12 protein-coding genes and 1 riboswitch are annotated in these 18,505 nt (G+C 70.3%); of the genes, 3 read left to right on the top strand and 9 right to left on the bottom strand.

The window, feature by feature from the left end:
• Positions 1–237: 237 nt before the first annotated feature.
• Positions 238–2,844, bottom strand: a complete 2,607-nt coding sequence (locus GB932_RS08525) for a LuxR C-terminal-related transcriptional regulator (protein WP_156760266.1) — start codon at positions 2,842–2,844, stop codon at positions 238–240.
• Between the two features lie 149 nt (positions 2,845–2,993).
• Between GB932_RS08525 and GB932_RS08520 the strand changes: the two genes are divergently transcribed.
• On the top strand, positions 2,994–4,262 hold the full coding sequence (locus GB932_RS08520; RefSeq protein ID WP_156760265.1) for an MFS transporter: 1,269 nt from the start codon (positions 2,994–2,996) through the stop codon (positions 4,260–4,262).
• A gap of 45 nt (positions 4,263–4,307) precedes the next feature.
• Here GB932_RS08520 and GB932_RS08515 read toward each other — a convergent pair whose 3' ends face one another.
• The 3 genes from GB932_RS08515 to GB932_RS08505 form a co-directional block, all read right to left on the bottom strand.
• The gene (locus GB932_RS08515) at positions 4,308–5,189 is read right to left on the bottom strand and encodes a bifunctional methylenetetrahydrofolate dehydrogenase/methenyltetrahydrofolate cyclohydrolase (RefSeq protein ID WP_156760264.1); all 882 of its coding nucleotides are present in this window, start codon (positions 5,187–5,189) and stop codon (positions 4,308–4,310) included.
• Positions 5,190–5,280: 91 nt separating this feature from the next.
• Positions 5,281–6,579 carry a serine hydroxymethyltransferase gene (glyA, locus tag GB932_RS08510; protein WP_156760263.1) on the bottom strand — a complete coding sequence of 433 codons (1,299 nt, stop codon included), beginning with the start codon at positions 6,577–6,579 and terminating at the stop codon, positions 5,281–5,283.
• A 36-nt stretch (positions 6,580–6,615) separates the two neighbouring features.
• Positions 6,616–6,702, bottom strand: a riboswitch (ZMP/ZTP riboswitch).
• A 95-nt stretch (positions 6,703–6,797) separates the two neighbouring features.
• Positions 6,798–8,867 carry a S1 family peptidase gene (locus GB932_RS08505; RefSeq protein WP_156760262.1) on the bottom strand — a complete coding sequence of 690 codons (2,070 nt, stop codon included), beginning with the start codon at positions 8,865–8,867 and terminating at the stop codon, positions 6,798–6,800.
• 187 nt (positions 8,868–9,054) lie between these two features.
• On the opposite strand from GB932_RS08505, the gene GB932_RS08500 reads away from it, so the two are divergent.
• Complete coding sequence (locus tag GB932_RS08500; protein WP_156760261.1) at positions 9,055–9,444, top strand: META domain-containing protein; 390 nt, start codon at positions 9,055–9,057, stop codon at positions 9,442–9,444.
• Positions 9,445–9,754: 310 nt separating this feature from the next.
• Positions 9,755–13,408, top strand: coding sequence for a sigma-70 family RNA polymerase sigma factor (locus GB932_RS08495; RefSeq protein ID WP_197517398.1), 3,654 nt, complete (start codon positions 9,755–9,757; stop codon positions 13,406–13,408).
• Between the two features lie 41 nt (positions 13,409–13,449).
• On the opposite strand, the gene GB932_RS08490 is transcribed toward GB932_RS08495, so the two are convergent.
• From GB932_RS08490 to GB932_RS08470, 5 genes are all read right to left on the bottom strand, one after another.
• Positions 13,450–14,097, bottom strand: coding sequence for a DUF305 domain-containing protein (locus tag GB932_RS08490; protein WP_156760259.1), 648 nt, complete (start codon positions 14,095–14,097; stop codon positions 13,450–13,452).
• The gene (locus tag GB932_RS08485; RefSeq protein WP_156760258.1) at positions 14,094–14,786 is read right to left on the bottom strand and encodes a thioredoxin-like domain-containing protein; all 693 of its coding nucleotides are present in this window, start codon (positions 14,784–14,786) and stop codon (positions 14,094–14,096) included. Before GB932_RS08485 ends, GB932_RS08490 begins: the two co-directional genes overlap by 4 nt.
• Before the next feature lie 142 nt (positions 14,787–14,928).
• Positions 14,929–15,855 carry a carbohydrate ABC transporter permease gene (locus GB932_RS08480; protein ID WP_156760257.1) on the bottom strand — a complete coding sequence of 309 codons (927 nt, stop codon included), beginning with the start codon at positions 15,853–15,855 and terminating at the stop codon, positions 14,929–14,931.
• A complete protein-coding gene (locus tag GB932_RS08475) occupies positions 15,855–16,988 on the bottom strand; it encodes a carbohydrate ABC transporter permease (RefSeq protein WP_156760256.1) in 1,134 nt (377 codons plus the stop codon). The genes GB932_RS08480 and GB932_RS08475 overlap by 1 nt, the downstream gene beginning before the upstream one ends.
• Positions 16,989–16,991: 3 nt before the next feature.
• Complete coding sequence (locus GB932_RS08470) at positions 16,992–18,323, bottom strand: ABC transporter substrate-binding protein (RefSeq protein ID WP_156760255.1); 1,332 nt, start codon at positions 18,321–18,323, stop codon at positions 16,992–16,994.
• Between the last annotated feature and the right edge of the window lie 182 nt (positions 18,324–18,505).

Genomic DNA, 18,505 nt, shown 5'->3' with positions numbered 1-18,505 from the left:
TCGACGCACACAGGAGTCGCGCACGCGAATCCCAGGGAACTGATATCCCACGCAGTCGCGCGAGGAATGTCGTGAATTTCACCCGCCGCTTCACCCGTCGTCTCGTCGCCGCCGAAGTGGTGCGACGGGGTCCGCGGACATCGCGTCTCCAGGGCCCGCTCCCGCCACCGCGGGAGCCGCGACATCCGCACCCGGCGGGTTCGCTCTCCGTCAGAGAACGGACATGCGGACCGCCGCTCAGATGAGGTGCGCCCCGCGCGCCGCCTCGAGCGCGGACGCGCGGTCGCGGGCCCCGAGCTTGCGGTAGAGCGAGCGCACCTGCGTCTTCACCGTGTTCTCCGATACGACGAGCACGGCGGCGATCTGCGCGATCGTCCTGCGCTGCGACAGCTCGGCCAGAACGACGCGCTCGCGCTCCGTCAGACGGGGCACGGTCACGGGTTCCGGCGGGTAGCGAAGCGATCCGACGCGGCGCCAGATCTCGCCGGGCAGCAGGTCCTCGGCGTCCGCACGCGGGATCGTCGAGAACGGCGAGCGCAGGTCGTTCCGGCGGGCGATCTCGACGGCGCGCTCGATGTGCTGGGTGGCCAGGTCGCGCTGGCCGAGCCGCAGATGCGCCGACGCCGCGATCGTCGCGAGCTCCGCGCGCCGCCGGGGCACGGATTCGGTGCGCAGAGCGCCCCCTGCGTCGGTGGCCGCGCCGGCGGCGTCCCCAGTGAGCAGCCGCGCACGCGCCGCGGCGATCGCGAGCTGGGCGCGGCCCCGCCGTCCCGCGCGCGCCACCACGTCGCGCGCCGGCGAAATCTGCCCCATGTCGAGCAGAAGGTCGACTCTCATCGCCGCGAGCAGGCCGCCGAGCTGCGCGCTCGGCGGCGTCCGCTCCGCCCGCTGGGCGAGGCCATCGTCCAGGAGCTCGAGCGCGGCGGCCGCGCCCGACAGCCGTCCGCGCGCCCGCACGCGCCCCATGAGCACGTAGGGCCACAGCTCCGTCGTCGGCCAGTGCTCGTCACCGCGCGAGAGCGACGCGTCGGCCCCCGCCGCGTCGTCATGCTCGACGAGCATCAGCGCCCGCGCGATGTGCGCGGGAAGTGCGGCGTAGCTGGCCGCGTACCCCGGCGGCAGCCCCAGATCAGCGAGCCTCGCGAGGGACTCCCCCGCCCGAGGCATCTCGCCGCGCACGGCGGTGACGAACGCGCGCATCGCCAGGACACGCGCCCTGTCCCGCACCGGGCCGATATCCCGCGGATCGGCGCCAGCCTCGGCGAGCTCGGCCCGCGCCTCGTCCAGGCGATCCGCGAGGACAAGGGTCGTCACCCGCTGCGACAGCATCATGCTCGCGGCGCGCTCCAGCTCGCCGTCCGGATCGTCGAGCGCGTCCGCCATCGCCGGCAGCCGCTTCGACGCGGCCACCGCGCGCTCGAACCGTCCGAGCAGGCGCAGCGCGACCATGCGCGCGCCCTGGATCCACACGTCGTCGACGGTGGGGCGCGCGCCCGGACGCAGGCGCCGCCCCTGCACCTCGGTCAGCAGCGCCAGGAATCGACCGGCCGCGCGAGCCGTGCGCCCCGCCGCGAAGTCGTCGAGGGCGACGGCGAATCGCAGCATCGGGACGCGCCGGACCACGTCCCGCGGAATGCTCTGGACGGCCGCGCCTCGCTCCGGCGAGCGCGACGTGATCTCCAGCAGCTGGAACCGGAAGTGCCGCGCGGCGCTCTCCCAGTCGGCCGCCCGCACCGCGGCGGCGAAGGCCAGCACGGACTCACCGCGGGATTCGTAGCAGGCCACGAGCACGCGCGCCGTGCGCCGCGCGCCATCGGGATCCGTGCGCTCCAGTTCGTCGACGAGCGCGACGCGCAGCGGCGTGTGCAGGCGCAGCCGGTCCACGCCGTCGCCCGGCTCGCGCCACCCCAGCCCGTTCGCGACGATTCGGTCCAGAAGCGCACCCGCCTCGGATGGGGCATCGAGCCGCCGCAGCACCTCATCGTCGATCGCGTCGGCCATCGCGAGCCGGAGCAGCGAGCCGAACCCCTCGTGCGGGCGCAGTTCGCCGAGCAGGCGGGCGCCGAGTTCCCGCGTGGCGGCCCCGATCTCGCGAGGCTCCGCCTGTGCGGCGACCTCGCCTGCCCGGTGCAGCGGAGGGCGAAGCTCCGCGCGCACGGCGGCCGGCCACCCACCGGTCACGCGACGAAGCGCCGCGGCGCGCTGCGGCGAGATCCGACGACCGGTCTCGCGGGCGAACTGCTCGATCTCGCGAGGCGAGAACGCGAGCAGCACCGGATCCATGACCTCGCACAGACCCGGAAGCGCGGCCTCGACGGCGGTTGATCCCGGGGCCGTGCGCGTCGACAGGACGACGCGCACGGCCGGCGCGTGCCGGACGACGCGCACGAGGTCGTCCGCGAGCGCGCCGTCGAAGGCCAGGTGCGCGTCGTCGATCACGACGGTCAGCCCGTCAGGGACGAGCGCGCACTGCTGCATCAGGTGCGCCGTGAACGCGCCGGCCTCGCCCTCCGAGAGCCGCGCAACAGCGTCCGCGAACTCCGCGTCGACGGCGACCCCCACACGAGGGAGCATCCGGATCATTGCGGTCCAGAAGGCCCGCCGCTCGGCCAGCTCCGAGTCGAGCCCCACCCAGATGATCCGCGCGGCCGGTTCGGCGCGCACCGCCCAGTCGAGCAGAGCGGACGTCCTGCCGCTGCCGGAGAGCCCGCTCACGACTCGGACGGGCGTCGACGAATGACCGTCCAGCCAGCGGCGTACGCCGGCGCGCGGGACCAGATCGGCCGGCAGGCGCGGGGCGCCGATGGCTCCCGACGCCGTTCGTTCTCTCGAGTCAAGGGGCACGGTCCCCTATTCTGGCGCAGTCCATCCCATCGGACGCGGCCCATCGTTCGCTTCCGGTATGCCGCATCCGGCCGGCGGTTCGGAGCCGTCGCCCGCGGAAGCATGAGCTCATCTACCGATATCGTGTCGCCAGATGGAAGGGACGATCCATGCCACAGCAGTCTGAGCGCTCGTCCTCCAGCAGCCTCGTCTTCCGGGTGAACGCCGCCAAGCTCCTCGCCCTCGCCGCGCTCGTCCCGCCCGCGACGATCGGGATCGCGCGACGCGCGTCGGAGCTGTCCGGCCCGGGCGACGACGCGGAGACGATCGCATTCGCAAGCACGGCGGGCTCCGTGGCCGCGGTCATCGGCGCGCTCGCCCTCGGCGCACTGGCGGATATCGGCGCTGCCACCCCGCGGATGCGCTGGCTGGTCGTCCTGGGCGGCACCTGCGCGGGGTTCGCTGGCCTCGCGTTCATGGCGGGAGCCGAATCGCCCGGGTCACTCATCGCCGGCTGGGGCGTCGCCCAGCTGGGATTCTCCGGGGCGATGGCCGTCCTCCGCGCCCTCATCGGCGACGCGCTGCCGGGCCAGCGGAGGCGAGGCGCGACCGTGATGGTGCTGTTCTCCTATCTCGGCGCTTTCCTGCCGATCCTCATCCTCCTCGCCTTCCCCGGGACGCTCTGGATGACGACGCTCGCGCTGGCGGCGCTCGCCGTCGTCATCCCGCTGACGGCGCTCGGTGTGCCTCGTCTCCCGCCGATGGCTGACGCGTCCCCGGCCTCCAGGCACGCCGATGGGGACGACCCGCGCGGCGCACACGACGTGACGCTCCCCTGGCCGCTCGTCCTTTTCGCTCAGCTCGGCATGAACGTGCTGCTGTCGGCGTATCTCGCCTACCATTCGGCGGAGATCGCGAGCCGGACGGGCGAGGCGTGGGGAGACTCGACCGTGCAGCTGAGCTCTCTCACCCTGCTCGCCGGGATCCTCGGGCTGCTCACCGTGGCCTCGATCCTCCTCGTCCGTCCGCGTCTCCTCGGCAACGCTCACGCAATCCTGATCTCAGCCGGTCTCGTGTTCTCAGTCGGGGTCGGACTGCGTCCCTTCGCGGAGGCCGTTCCCGCGCTCCTCGCCGTCGTGCTGCTCAGCGGCGCCGCCGTCGGCGCGATCTCGACCACCCTCTTCGCGACCGCGCTCGAGGGCGCGCCCCGCACCCGGCTGGGCAGGCGCCTCGGACTCTACAGCGCCCTCGGACCGCTCGGGCAGATCGCCGGACGCCTGCTCGCTCTCGCCATCCTGCGGGCGTCCTCGGACGAGACCGCATACCGACATCTGTTCCCCGCGCTCGCGCTCGTGCCGATCCTGCTCGTGGTGGGCACGCTCGCCAGCCTGCTCCGGTCACGCAGAGGCAGCGCGCGCTTCACGGGCGCCATCCGATAGGCGTGACGGCTGGGCGCGGCCGAACGGCGCGCGAACGGAGCTCGTTCATGCGATGGCGCGCTCGGCGGCCTCCACCACGTTCGTCATGAGCAGCGCGACGGTCATCGGGCCGACGCCGCCCGGGTTGGGCGAGAGGAAGCCCGCCACCTCCGCGACGTCAGGGTGCACGTCGCCGAAGACCTTCTGCTTGCCCGTGGCCGGGTCGTCCTCGCGCGTGACGCCGACATCGAGCACCGCGGCACCGGGCTTGACGTCCTCGGGGCCGACGAGGTGCTTCACGCCCGCCGACGCGACGATCACATCGGCCTGTCGGAGGTGCTGCCCCATGTCGACGGTGCCGGTGTGCACCTGTGTGACGGTGGCGTTGATCTCGCGGCGTGTCAGGAGGAGGCCGATCGAGCGGCCGATCGTCACTCCGCGCCCGACGACGACGACGTGCTTGCCGTTGAGGTCGTAGTCGTTGCGGAGAAGAAGCTCGATCACGCCGCGCGGCGTGCACGGCAGGGGCGTCGAGATCGGCGCGTTGACGTTGAGCACGAGGCGGCCGAGGTTCGTCGGGTGCAGCCCGTCGGCGTCCTTCGCGGGGTCGATGCGCTCGAGCACCGCGTCGGTGTCGATGTGCTTCGGGAGCGGCAGCTGCACGATGTAGCCGTGGCAGGTGGGATCCGCGTTGAGCTCGTCGATGAGGTCCTCGACCTGCCGCTGCGTCGCGTCGGCGGGCAGCTCTCGCTGGATCGAGTTCATCCCGATCGCGACGGACTGCTTGTGCTTCATTCCGACATACAGCTGAGACGCCGGATCCGCGCCGACGAGCACCGTGGCGATGCCGGGGGTGACCCCGTTCTCACGGAGCGCGGCGACGCGCTCCGTGAGCTCCTGCTTGATCGCCGCGGATGCGGCTCTGCCGTCGAGAACCTGCGCTGTCATTCGTGTCTCCTCTTCGAGCGGATGCGCCGACGAGTGCGCGACGCATTTCCCTTTCACCATAGTGAAACGCGTCGCGCGCGTCGACAGCGGATCAGATGCCTGCGTATCCCTGGCCGGCGGTCTCGACCTCGGGATAGAGCGGGAAGGCGTCCGCGAGGGCCGCGACGCGGGCGCGCAGCGCCTCGACGTCAGGGTTCGGCAGAAGGGCGAGCGCGATGACGTCGGCCACCTCCGTGAACTCGGCGTCGCCGAAGCCGCGCGTCGCGAGCGCGGGCGTGCCGATGCGCAGGCCGGAGGTCACCATCGGCGGCCGTGGGTCGTCGGGCACCGAGTTGCGATTGACCGTGATGCGGATCTCGTGCAGCAGATCCTCGGCCTCCTGGCCGTTGATCGCGGCGTCGCGCAGGTCGACGAGCACCAGGTGCACGTCCGTGCCGCCGGAGCGGACCGTGATGCCCGCATCGGCGACGTCCTGCTGCATGAGTCGTTCGGCGAGGATCTGCGCGCCGCGCAGCGTGCGCGTCTGCCGATCGGCGAACTCGTCGCTCGCGGCGAGCTTGAACGCGGTCGCCTTGGCGGCGATGACGTGCATGAGCGGGCCGCCCTGCTGACCAGGGAAGACCGCCGAGTTGATCTTCTTCGCGATGTCGCCGTCGTTCGTGAGGATGAAGCCCGAGCGCGGGCCGCCGATCGTCTTGTGCACGGTCGACGAGACGACGTGCGCGTGCGGCACGGGGTTCGGGTGCACGCCAGCCGCGACGAGGCCCGCGAAGTGCGCCATGTCGACCCACAGGTATGCGCCGACCTCGTCGGCGATGCGGCGGAACTCGGCGAAGTCGAGCTGGCGCGGGTACGCGGACCAGCCCGCGATGATGACCTTCGGCTTGTGCTCGCGCGCGAGCCGGCGCACCTCGTCCATGTCGACGAGGGACGTGGCCGGGTCGACGCCATAGGCGACGATGTCGTAGAGGCGGCCCGAGAAGTTGATCTTCATTCCGTGCGTGAGGTGGCCGCCGTGGTCGAGCGACAGCCCGAGGACGGTGTCTCCCTGGCGCGCGATCGCGTGCAGGACGGCCGCGTTGGCCGTCGCGCCCGAGTGGGGCTGCACGTTCGCGTAGCCGGCGCCGAAGAGCGACTTGGCCCGCTCGATCGCGAGGTTCTCTGCGACGTCGACCTCCTCGCATCCGCCGTAGTACCGGCGGCCCGGGTAGCCCTCGGCGTACTTGTTCGTGAGGACGGATCCCTGCGACTGCAGGACCGACACGGGGACGAAGTTCTCGGATGCGATCATCTCGAGGAACCCGCGCTGGCGGTCGAGCTCGCGCTGCAGGACCTCCGCGATCTCGGGGTCGACATCGGTGAGGGGGGCGTTGAACAGCGATTCGGTCATGCGTGCTCCAGAACGACTCTGCGGACTTCAGGGGATCGCTTCGGCCCAGGCGCGCGGCCGAATGCCGTTCTTCCGTGTCGCTTCCCGGTGGTGACCCACCTCGGGCGCCAGTCGCGACGGATCCGATCATAGCGTGGACGACCGGAACGGAAAAAGCCGCCGGGGCGGGGTGAGCCGTGAAGCTCACCCCGCCCCGGCGGGCTGTGGTGCTGCCTGGATCAGGCGCGGACCGCGCGACGGATCGCGAGGAGCGCGACGCCGGCGATCACGGCGAACGCGGCGCCGCCGACGAGGGGAAGCGTCGTGGCGCTCAGGTCGGCACCGGTCGCGGCGAGCTCGTCGTCGCCTCCGTTGCCCTCATCGCCGCCGTTGTCGCCCTCGCCGCCGCCCGGCGCGCTGGCGCCGACGACCTCGAACGCGACCGAGACCGACTCGCTCGTGACGCCGTCGATCGACTGCTTCGCCGAGACGGTGTACTCGCCGACCGGGAGCTGCTCGGCGAACTCGGCGACCCACGTGCCGTCCTCGACGACGAACTCACCGGTCTGCGAACCCATCGCCTGGAGGCTGGCCGACATGTCGGCGACGTTGTCGCCCTCGATCGTGACCGAGACGGTCGCGCCCTCGATGGGCGAAGTGCCCTCGACGGCCGTGAGCGTGCCCTCGTCATACGAGCCGCCGTTCTCCGGCGTCACGATGGCGGGAGCGCCCGGAACGACCGTGAAGGAGACCCAGCGGGCCTCCGACTCGACGCCCTTGTAGGTCTGCACGGCACCGACCGTGTGCTCGCCGAAGCCGAGCGCCGTCTCGACCGACCAGGTGCCGTCCTCGGCCACCGTCGCGGTGCCCTCGGCGTCGCCCTTGAGCGAGACCTCGGCGCCGGGCTGACCGGTTCCGGTGACGGCCGTGACGGCCTCGGTGGAGCTGGACTCGTTGGCCGGGCTCGTGATCTCCGGGGCGTCGACCTGGATCTCGCTCGTCTTGACGGTCGCGTTGACCTTGTCGGAGACGTTGAAGCCCTGCTTGGCCTTCAGCGAGATGTCGAACGAGCCGACCTCCTCGGGCGCCGGGAAGGCGAAGTAGCCGTTGGCGTCGGCGTCGAAGACGCCCTCGATGTCACCCGTGATGGTGACCTTCGAGTTCGCGGGAGCGGAGCCCTCGAACCAGCCGCCGCGCACGGCGGCCGCGGTCGTGACCTCGGGCTCGGCGATGTCGAGCGCGACGCTGTAGCCGGGCGTGACCGCGAGGGCGGCCTGCAGGTCGGCGAACCAGAGGAGGTCGCCCGCCTCGGTGCCGCCGCTGACGAGGCCGACGGCCGTGTTGCCGGACAGGACGGCACCACCCGAGTCGCCGCCGAGGACGAAGGTCTCGTCGCCGGTCTGGACTGCCGCGTAGCCGTACACGAAGTGGCCGGAGACGTTGGCCCAGCCGCGCTCGGTGACCTGGCCGGACTCGAAGCCGGTGGTGCGGCCGCTGCGCTGGACGCTCTCACCGATCACGGCCTCGCCGACGCCCGTCACCGAGACGGTCGACGCCGCGAGGTCGTCCTGGCCCTGCGTCGTCCAGTCGGTGACCTCGGGGAGGAGCGTGAGGTCGGGGTTGATCGCGTCGATGACGGCGACGTCGGTCGACGACGTGTCGCCGTCGGCACCCTGCGTGTCGCCGGGGCCGCCGTACTGGTGGAAGCCGTAGGTTCCCAGCTCGGCGTAGGCCTCGGGCGCGTAGGCAGGCTCCTCGTTGCCGACGTTGTCGTCGGACGACGGAACCGAGAGGTAGACCTCGGGGCCCGCACCGTCGGCGGCGCAGTGGCCCGCCGTGATGACGGCCGGGTCGCCGTTCGGCGACCAGCCGGAGAAGCCCGTGGAGCAGACGGCGCTGCCGCCCGGAACGGGGTAGACGATGCCGGCACCGCCGACGACCTGGTCGGCCGACGTGACGTCGAACTGTGCAGTCGCCGTGACGCCAACCACGCCAACGTTGCCGTACTTCTCCTGCAGCTCCTGCGCCTGGTCGACGGTTTCGGCCGAGGCGACGAACCCGCCGCCACCGCTCTGACCCTCTTCGAGGACCTTGACGGTGATCTCACGCGCCTCATTGTCCGTGGTCGTGATGCTGACGATGCCCTCAATCTGCATCGCTTCGACCATGAAAGGACTGCCCTGCTCGAGCGTCGCCGTCGGCGCGCCCTCTTCAGCGGCGGCCGGAGCCACGATCAGACCGCCCGCCGCGAGTGCCGCGGCGGCGCCGATCGCGCCCAGACGGGCGCCTCGTGTGAATGTGGAGCTCAAGGAGTTCCCCCATCGGTTCGTGGCGACCGGGTCGCCGTTTCACTGTGGTTTCGCCTGCCCCGCTGCAGAGTTCAGCGCATCCCCAGCACAGACATAGCAAGCCCACAATACAAAAGATCCGACTAAAGTGGGAATCTGATCGCAGACCTGACCCGCGGGCACCGCGCCCGAGGATGGGAGGACGACCATGAAGAGCCGCCGCCTCGCGCTGATTCTCCTCGCCGCCGCGCCCGCCGCCGCGCTCGCAGGATGCGCGTCCGACACCACCCCGGGAGGGGGATCCATGGAATCTCAGGAATACGTCGGCGCGACATTCGCCAGCACGGAGCAGGGCGAGCCGCACATCGAGTTCGCCGACGACGGCACCTACTCCGGGTCCGACGGCTGCAACGGCATCCACGGCGAGTACACCGCCGAGGGCGAGACGCTCACGCTCAAGCCGGGCTTCTCGACGCTGAAGGGCTGCGTCGACGTCGACGACTGGCTCCGCGCCGCCGCCGAGGTGCAGGTCGACGGCGACAGCCTCATCGTGTTCGACAAGTCGGGATCCGAGATCGGCACCCTCACCCGCAGCTGACGCACGTCTCTCCCTGCGAACGAATAAGGCGGCTCGCGATCCGAATCCTCGGACCGCGAGCCGCCTTCTTGGGTACGAGCTCCACGTTCACACCCGCGCTCGGACTTACTCCCCCCGGACGCCGAGCGACGTCTCTCTCACCCCATGAGACGACGTGGCGTCCGTTTCATGACGCGACTTCGCGAACTTTTTCTCCGATTCTCAGAAACCCTAGATCAGCCCGGAGATTCGCCGAGAGTTGTCCACAGGGCTTGGCATGTCGCGCGCGCGAGGGGCAGAATCGTTCGGAGGTCCGAATCCGAGGAGAGTCATGCCCGACGCGCACGAAGGCGACGTCAGCGACGTCGCTGGCGCGTCCGACGGCGACCTCATCCTCCGCGCCCGGTCCGGCGATACGGAGGCCTTCGGAGAACTCTGGTCGCGGCACTATCGCTCAGGTGTCACAGCAGCGCGCAGCATCACATCGAGCATCGATCCGGACGATCTGGTGCAGGAGGCCTACGCGAAGATCTTCCAGACGGTGCGGCGCGGCGGTGGCCCGACGAGTTCGTTCCGCGCCTACCTCTTCACGGCGATCCGGAACACGGCCGCGAGCTGGGGCCGCGCGCGTGACGAGATCGCGATCGACGAGATCGATGCCTTCGAGGATCCCGACAGCACCGACGAGGCCGCCGAGGCGGCGCTCGATCACGGCATCACCCACATGGCCTTCCGCAGCCTCCCCACGCGCTGGCAGGAGGTGCTCTGGTACACCGAGATCGAGCAGATGAGGCCGCGAGAGGCCGCTCCGCTTCTCGGGATGCAGGCGTCCGCCGTGTCGCAGCTCGCCGTCCGCGCTCGCGAAGGGCTGCGCGAGGCGTGGATCCAGGCCCATCTCGCGTCGGTGCAGGACGGTTCCGAGCACCAGTGGGTCATCGAGCGCCTCGGGGCGCACACCCGCGGCAACATCGGCGCGCGTGACCGCAAGCGGCTCGACACCCACCTCGCCGGATGCGCGCGCTGCGCGATCGTCGCGTCCGAGGCGCAGGACGTCGGCAGCCGCCTCGCCATGATCCTCCTCCCCCTCGCGATCGGGATCCCCGCCGCCGGCGCATACCTCGCGGCCGTGCAGCGCAGCGAGGAGGCACTCGTCGCACTTGCCGCCATGCCGCCCGCCGTCGTCGAGGGCGGGGCGGCCGTCGGCGGCGCCGTCGTCGCCGGAGGCACCGCCGTCGCCGCGGGCGCCGGAGGCGGCGGAACGAGCGGCGGGTCCTCGGCGGGCGCCGCGTGGACGATCGGCGGGCTCGTCACGGCCGGTATCGCGGCCACCGCAGTCATCGTCGCCGTCGCGATGGCGACTGCGTCGTCGAACCCCGCCGGCCCGACCGCCGCGGGCGACGCCTTCACCGGAGGCGATGCGCCGGAGAGCGCGTCGATCGAGGCGTCGGACGAGCTGGCGGTCGACGACGAGGCCGAGGCGTCCGAGCCCGACGACGACGCCGTCACCCCGCTGAGAATCGCGGGCGCGCACGTCGACGATGCGGCCGCGCGCGTGATCACCGTCGACGTCGGGGGCGAGCCTGGCCGCCCCGTGAGCGTGCGGGCCGCCGGATCCACGTCGTCCGGCGCCGGCGGAGCCGGCGACGAGCCCGCGATGTCGATCATGCGCACGGTGGGCGGATCCGCTCTCGACTCGGCGACGATCGGCGCCGGCGGAGCCGCCGCGCTCACCCTCGCGCTCACACCCGACCAGGTGCGAGCCGACGCAACGCTGACGGTCGTCTACGACAGGTCCGCTGAGCAGCCGGTCACCACGACGCTCTCGGCCCTCGGTGTGCGCGACGAACTGCTCGAGGCGCTCGAACCCGAGCCGACTCCGCAGCCGGAGCCGACACCGGAACCCGAGCCGACACCGGAGCCTGAGCCGGCCCCGGAGCCGACGCCCGAGCCTCTGCCGCTGCCCGACCCACAGCCTTCGCCGCAGCCGAGGCCGACTCCGAGCCCGGAGCCGACTCCGGCCCCCGAACCCGAGCCGTCGGTTCCCGCGGCGCCGGAGGCGGTCACGGCGGAGCTCGCCGACGACGCGATCCTCGTGGAGTGGTCGTCGGTCGACGACGCCGACGAGTATCGGGTGTTCATCGACACCGACGCGCGCTTCGCCGGCGCCGAGCTGATCGACGAGACGACGCAGACGGCGCTCGAGACGGCGCTGCCCGCACCGGGCTCCTACTACTACTTCGTGGTCGCGGTATCGCCTGAGGGCGAGAGCGAGCCGGGCGTCACGCAGGAGGCTGTCGAGGTCCCCGACACGACGAAGCCGACCGTCCCGACGGACGTCGAGGTGACGGCCGAGGGCGAGGTCACGTGGGATCCGTCGACTGACGACGTCGCCGTCGACGAATACATCGTGCTGCGCGACGGCGACGAGATCGACCGCACGAGCGACACCAGCTTCGACGACACCGACGCCCTCCCTCCCGGTTCGTACGACTACACCGTCATCGCCGTCGACGCCGCGGGCAACAAGAGCGACGCGAGCGAACCCGCGGAACGCGTCATCGACGACACCACCGCACCCACCGTCCCGACGAACGTCGACGTCACCACCGACGGCGAGGTCACGTGGGAGGCGTCTACGGACGACGTCGCCGTCGACGAGTACATCGTCCTGCGTGACGACAAGCGCATCGGCAGCACGAGCGACACCAGCTTCCGCGACGGTGCGGACCTCGGTCCGGGAAGCTACGAGTACCGGGTCATCGCCGTCGACGCTGCCGACAACGCGAGCGAGCGGAGCACGCCCGCCACGCGCACGATCGAGGAGCCGGAGGAGCCGGCCGCTCCCTCCGCGCCGGCCGGGGTCGAGGTCAAGAAGAACGGTCAGGTCACCTGGTCAGCGGTCGACGAGGCCGTCGAGTACATCGTGCTCCGCGACGACGAGCCCCTCGGCCGCACGAGCGACGTCAGGTATCACGATCGCGACATTCTCGAGCCCGGCACGTACGGCTACACCGTCGTCGCCGTCGATGCGGACGGCAACAGAAGTGAGCCGAGCACGCCTAAGACGCGCACGGTAGAGGATCAGGACCACAATCGCGAGCCGGAGGGCCCCGGCGACGAGGGCGACTCCGCGGGTTCGGGCGAAGGCCCGACCGACTCCGAGGACGACACAGCGCCCTCCGCGCCGACGGGCGTGGCCGTCGACGCGACCGGCGCGGTCTCCTGGGACGCCGTCGACGCTGATATCGACTCGTACATCGTGTTCCGCGATGACGCCGCGATCGAATGCACGTTCACCAGCGACACGACCTGCGCCGACGACGAAGAGCTGCCTCCCGGCACATACGCCTACGCCGTGATCGCGGTCGACACGGCGGGACACCAGAGCGCTCCTGGCGCCGCTTCCGAGCCTCGTGTCATCGAGGACACCACGGCGCCGACCGCTCCGAAGATCGTCGACGTCACGTTCGACGGCACCGTGACGTGGGACGCGTCCGCAGACGACGTCGCCGTCACGGAGTACATCGTGAAACGCGACGGGGTCGAGATCGGACGCACGACCTCGGAGCCAGCGCTCCCGGGAGATCCGTCATCGGTCGACTCGGGGCACGTGTACACGGTCACTGCGTTGGATGCCGCGGGGAACTCGTCGGTCTCCGAGCCCGAGATCGCGCCACTCCCGGGCGGATCCCCGCAGGTCTCAGGGGCGGTCAAGTCTGCGGCAGACAAGTACACCGTCACGGTCACCGGTGTCCCCGGCGCCGAAGTCGACCTCACTGTCGAGTTCGGTTCCGCCGGAACGACAAAGGCGCTCCCGAAGACCATCGACAGTGAGACGGGCACAGTCACGTACGAGATCACCACCGAGTTAGACAGCGCGGAGATCTCCCTCGAGGTCCGCTACCAGGCCGCGATCGGCGGCGAGGTCGTGCTCACGGGCCCGGCGAGCGCCCCGGTCCTCCTCTCCTCGCTGCTCATCCCGTAGGCGAGCCCGCGAAGGTCGATCTGCGCGACCGGAACGCGACGTCACCCGCACCCGAGGCGAGAGCTGACCGACCGCAGCGCGTCGATCTCGGCCTGCTGCGTCTCCTTCATGGATGCGGCGGTGCGGAGGACGTGCGGCACGCTGCCGAGGTCGGCGATGGCGTCGACCATCTCGACGGCACCGGAGTGGTGGCGGATCATGAGGTCGACGAAGAGGCAGTCGCGCGCCGGCCCGTCGAGCTCCGCGAGGCGCGCGACGTCCTCGTCCGACGCCATCCCCATCGCCTCGCGCAGCTCGTCGTCGTCGGCCTCCGGCGACGCGCCGTGGTCGTGGCCGGATCCCCGCATCCAGGTCATGAGCGGATCCCCCGCCTGCGGCAGGCCCCATTCGACGAGCCAGCCGTACATCTGCCCGCGCTGCGACTGCTGCGCGGTCGCGATGTCGTACGCGATGATCCGCAGCTCCTCGTCATCCGTCGCGCGATACTCGATCATCGCCATCTCGACGGCCTGCGCGTGGTGGACCTGCATGTCGCGGGCGAACCCCGCATCGGCCTCGTTCGGCCCCGCGGCATCGTTCTCGCCGCCGACGGCGACGATCCGTCCCGCTGTGAAAGCCAGCGCCCCGACGATCACGACGACCAGCAGCAGGAGCCAGCGCGGCACGCCGCCGCGACCGCCTGCGGTCACTGCTTCCCGGGGCCGTCGATCGCCCCGGTGCACTGCGCGCCCGGCTCCGGCACGTCGTCGCTGCGCCAGAACTCCTCGTAGAACTCTCGGATCCGGGGATCCCCTGCGTCGTCGGCCTTGAGCTGCGCGTTCCACGCGCTGATGGCGATCGGGGTGTCCATGCCGGGATACGGAGACATCACGGAATAGCTCGATGGCGCATACGACTCGAGGGTCTCGATGTCGGCGTCCGACACCTGATCCGGATCATATGTGAGCCAGACCGCGCCGTGCTCGAGCGAGTGGACGGCGTTCTCGTCGACCTGCGGCTCGGTGTACACGCCGCAGTTCAGCCACGCCGCGTGGTGTGCGCCGCCCGCGGGCGGGCTCTGTGGATAGTCGACGGATCCCTCGACGTGCTCTGTCGCGTTGTCGAATGTCTCGACGCCCTCGATCGTCGCGCCGGAACCGCCGGCCTCATAGTCGTTCAACGGCTCGGGCGCCGTGACGTACAGCGTGACGATCACGGCGATGACGGCCGCGGCGGCGACGGATCCGCCGATCCACGCGATCCGCGTGCGGAGTCGCCGCCGGGCCTCGCGGCGCTTCCGCTCGGCGATCAGTGCCTGCTTCTTCGTCTCGCGCTCCTCAGCGCGCCGGCGCGCGATCTCCGCCTGCTTCGCGGGGTTGCCGCTCTTACGCTGTGCCATCTCACTCCGAACTCGCGGTGCCTCATCGGGCCTCCCTCGAGTCTATGCGAGCACATACGCCTCCCGCCGCGTCCACACGTCTTCGCCGAGTCCGGTGCGAATCGCAGCGGACTCGGCGAAGACCTGTGGAGATGATGCGCGCTCAGCCCTTCGAGGCGCCGGCGAGCAGGCCACGCACGAAGAACCGCTGCAGCAGGAGGAACACGATCAGCGGCACGATGATCGCGATGAAGGCGCCCGCCGTGAGCAGGTGCCAGTCCTCGCCGCGCTGCCCCGTCATCTGCGCGAGCAGCTTCGTCACGGGCGCGACGTTGCCGTCCGCGAAGATCAGCGACACGAGCAGGTCGTTCCACACCCAGAGGAACTGGAAGATCGCGAACGACGCGATCGCCGGCATGCTCAGGGGCATCACGATCCTGAAGAAGATCTGCCCGTGGCCCGCACCGTCGACGCGCGCGGCCTCGATGACGTCGGCGGGGATCTGCGCGATGAAGTTGTGCAGCAGGAAGATCGCGAGCGGCAGGGCGAAGATCGAGTGGGCGATCCACACCTGCGCGTAGCCCGCCGTGCCGAATGCCTGGATCATCGGGAAGCCGAAGATCTCACCGCGCGAGAACAGCTGCAGCAGCGGGATGAACGCCATCTGGATCGGGACGATCTGCAGCGCGAACACGCTCACGAAGAGGATGTTCTTGCCGCGGAAGTCCATCCACGCGAAGCCGTAGGCCGCGAGCGTCGCGATGATCAGCGGGATGACCGCCGCCGGCAGCGTGATCGCAAACGAGTTCACGAACGACTGCGCCATCGTCAGCCCGCCGGTGGCCGTGCCGAGCGCCTCGCCGTAGTTGCCGAACGTCCATCCCCAGTTCTGGAACGCCGTCCACCATCCCGTCGTCTGGATCTCGGTCCGCGGACGGAACGAGGAGACGAACAGGCCGAAGGTGGGGATCGTCCAGATGACCGCGATGACGAGCGCCGCGATCGTGGCCCACGGCGAGGTCAGTCGGCGCTTCGCGTCCTTGAGCGCGCGGGGCCTGTCCCCCGTCACGAGGGTTCGCGTCTCGCTCATCACCGCACCTCCTTCTGCTTGTTCATCTGTCGGGCGTTGTAGATGATCAGCGGCATCACGAGGATGAACAGCACGACGGCGTAGGCCGCCGCGCGCCCCGATTCGAAGCTGCGGAACTGCGTGTACATCTCGTTGGCGATGACGGAGGTGTTGTTGCCGCCCGCCGTCATCGTGCGCACGATGTCGAAGATCTTCATCGACGTGAGCGCGATCGTCGTCAGGACGACGACGATCGACGAGCGGATCCCCGGCACCACGATCTGGATGAATCGCTGCGCCGCGTTCGCGCCGTCGAGCTGCGCCGCCTCGAGGTGCTCCGTCGGGACGCCCTTGATGGCGGCCGAGAGCACCACCATCGCGAAGCCCGTGTAGATCCACACGAACACGACGATGAGGAACAGCGTGTTCCACGGCTCGACCTGCAGGAACGAGATCGGCTCGCCGCCCAGCCACACGATGAGCTGGTTGAGGAAGCCGATCTGGTCACGGTCCGCCGGGCGCGGCGTGTACATGAAGCGCCAGATGATGCTCGCGCCGACGAACGAGATCGCCATCGGAAGGAAGATCAGCGTCTTGTAGATCTTCTCGCCGCGCGTCTTGTCGATGAAGTACGCGTAGACGAGCCCGATCACGGTCGACGCGACGGGCGCGATGAGCACCCACACGATCGTGTTGCCGACCGTGCGCAGGCCCTGCGGCTGCGTGAAGATCCAGATGTAGTTGTCGAGCCCGATGAACGAGTTGCCGCGCGAGTTCATGAACGACTGCACGATCGTCTGCAGCACGGGGAACACGAGCCCGACGATCAGCAGGATCAGCGCGGGCGCGAGGAATCCGAACAGCTGGAACAGGTACCCGGCGCCCGCCTTGGCGCGGAAGTCGAGCCAGAAGAACAGCAGACCGAGGACCCCGGCGGCGATGATCGCCCACGTCCACGACTGCAGGATCCACATGACGCCGAGCGGCATCAGCACGCACGCGGCGAGGCGGATGACGGTGTACACCCGCCCCGACCGCGGTGCGATCTCGATGAAGAAGAGCAGGACCCCCACCACCGCGGCGAACACCGCGATGATGACGGGGATCTGGACCCAGGGCGACAGCCAGCTGAGCCACTCGAGGAAGGCGGCCATGGCCTACTCGCCGGCCGGCCAGCCCGACTCGACCTGCTCGAGCACCCTGTCGACGTCGGTGCCGCCGACCCAGTCGCGCATGCCCTTCCAGAAGGATCCGGATCCCACGGCGCCCGGCATGAGGTCGGATCCGTCGAAGCGGAAGACCGTGTCGGGGTCCTGCAGCAGCGCGATCGACTCCTGGAGGATCGGGCTCGACGCGAGCGACGGGTCGAGGCCCGAGTTCGCGCTGATCACGCCGCCGAGGCCGACCCGCGAGTTGGCCCATTCGGCGCTCGAGAGGAACTCCTGCACCGCGACCGTGTCCTCGTCGTCGTTGAACGCGCCGACGAGCTCGCCGCCGCCCGTGACGGCCAGGTCGCCGCCCTCCTCGTAGGGAGGCATCATGAACGCCCACACATCGCCGTCCTCGGCGACCTCGCCGCCGGCGTCGATGAGGAAGCCCTCGAGGAACGATGCCTGGTGCGAGAGGATGCAGTCGCCCGAGACGAGCGTGTTCGCGACGTCTCCGAAGGCCGTCGAGTCGATCGAGCTGACGCCGCCGAAACCCGCGTTGACGTAGTTCTCGTCGAGCATGATCGAGCCCGCGTCGTCGAACGCCTGCTTGATCGCGTCGTCCGTGAAGGGAACCTCGTTCGCGACCCACTGGTCGTACACATCGGCGCCCTGCGCGCGCAGCACGAGGTCTTCGATCCAGTCGGTGCCGGGCCACCCGGTCGCGGCGTCCGACCCGAAGCCGACGCACCACGGCGGCTGATCGGTCGTCTCCCGGATCTCCTCGGTGAGGTCGAGCAGCCCCTGCCACGAGGTCGGCGCCTCCCAGCCGTTCTCCTCGAACGCCGGGACCGAATACCAGATCCAGCCCTTGATGTTCGCCATGAAGGGCGCGCCGTACATCTGGTCCTCATAGGTGAGGTAGCCGGCCCAGTCCTCGCTCCAGTACTCCTCGACATTCGAGACGACGCCGTCGGAGGCGGGCACGAGGTAGTCGCGGGCCGCGAGGTCGGTGAACAGGCCGGGCTGCGGGAAGATCGCGAGGTCGGGCGGGGTGCCGCCCTGGGCGCGCACCGCGATCTGCGATTCGAACTCCTGGGATCCCTCGTAGACGATGTCGATCCCCGTCTCGTCCTCGAAGTCCGCCCAGGACTGCTCGAGATCTTCAGCCTCGTGGTCGACGATCGTGCCGTAGACCGTGACCTGGTTGTCGGATTCGCCGCCGTCTCCGCCGTCACCGCCCCCGGAGACGCCGGGGCCGCCGGAGCAGCTCGTGAGCGCGAGCGCCGCGGTCGCGAGACCGGCGCCCGTGAGGATCCATCGGTTCCGTCGTGTTGTCATCGTCGTGCCCCCATCGGCTGTCGTTGACCTGACGGGCGTCTCCGCCCACGCCGAATCTATCCGCGGGCGGCACCCCGTGGCAACGCTCCCACGCCGACGTGACGCAACGGTGACCCTAAGCCCGGACAAGTCCACAGGTCTTCCGCGAATCCGGTGCGATTCGCAGCGGACTCGCGGAAGAC

Origin of the sequence: Microbacterium karelineae (assembly GCF_009745985.1) — a bacterium.
GTDB lineage: Bacteria > Actinomycetota > Actinomycetes > Actinomycetales > Microbacteriaceae > Microbacterium > Microbacterium karelineae.
The sequence above is the reverse complement of the archived record's forward strand: the minus strand, read 5'-3'. Positions and strand labels throughout refer to the sequence as shown.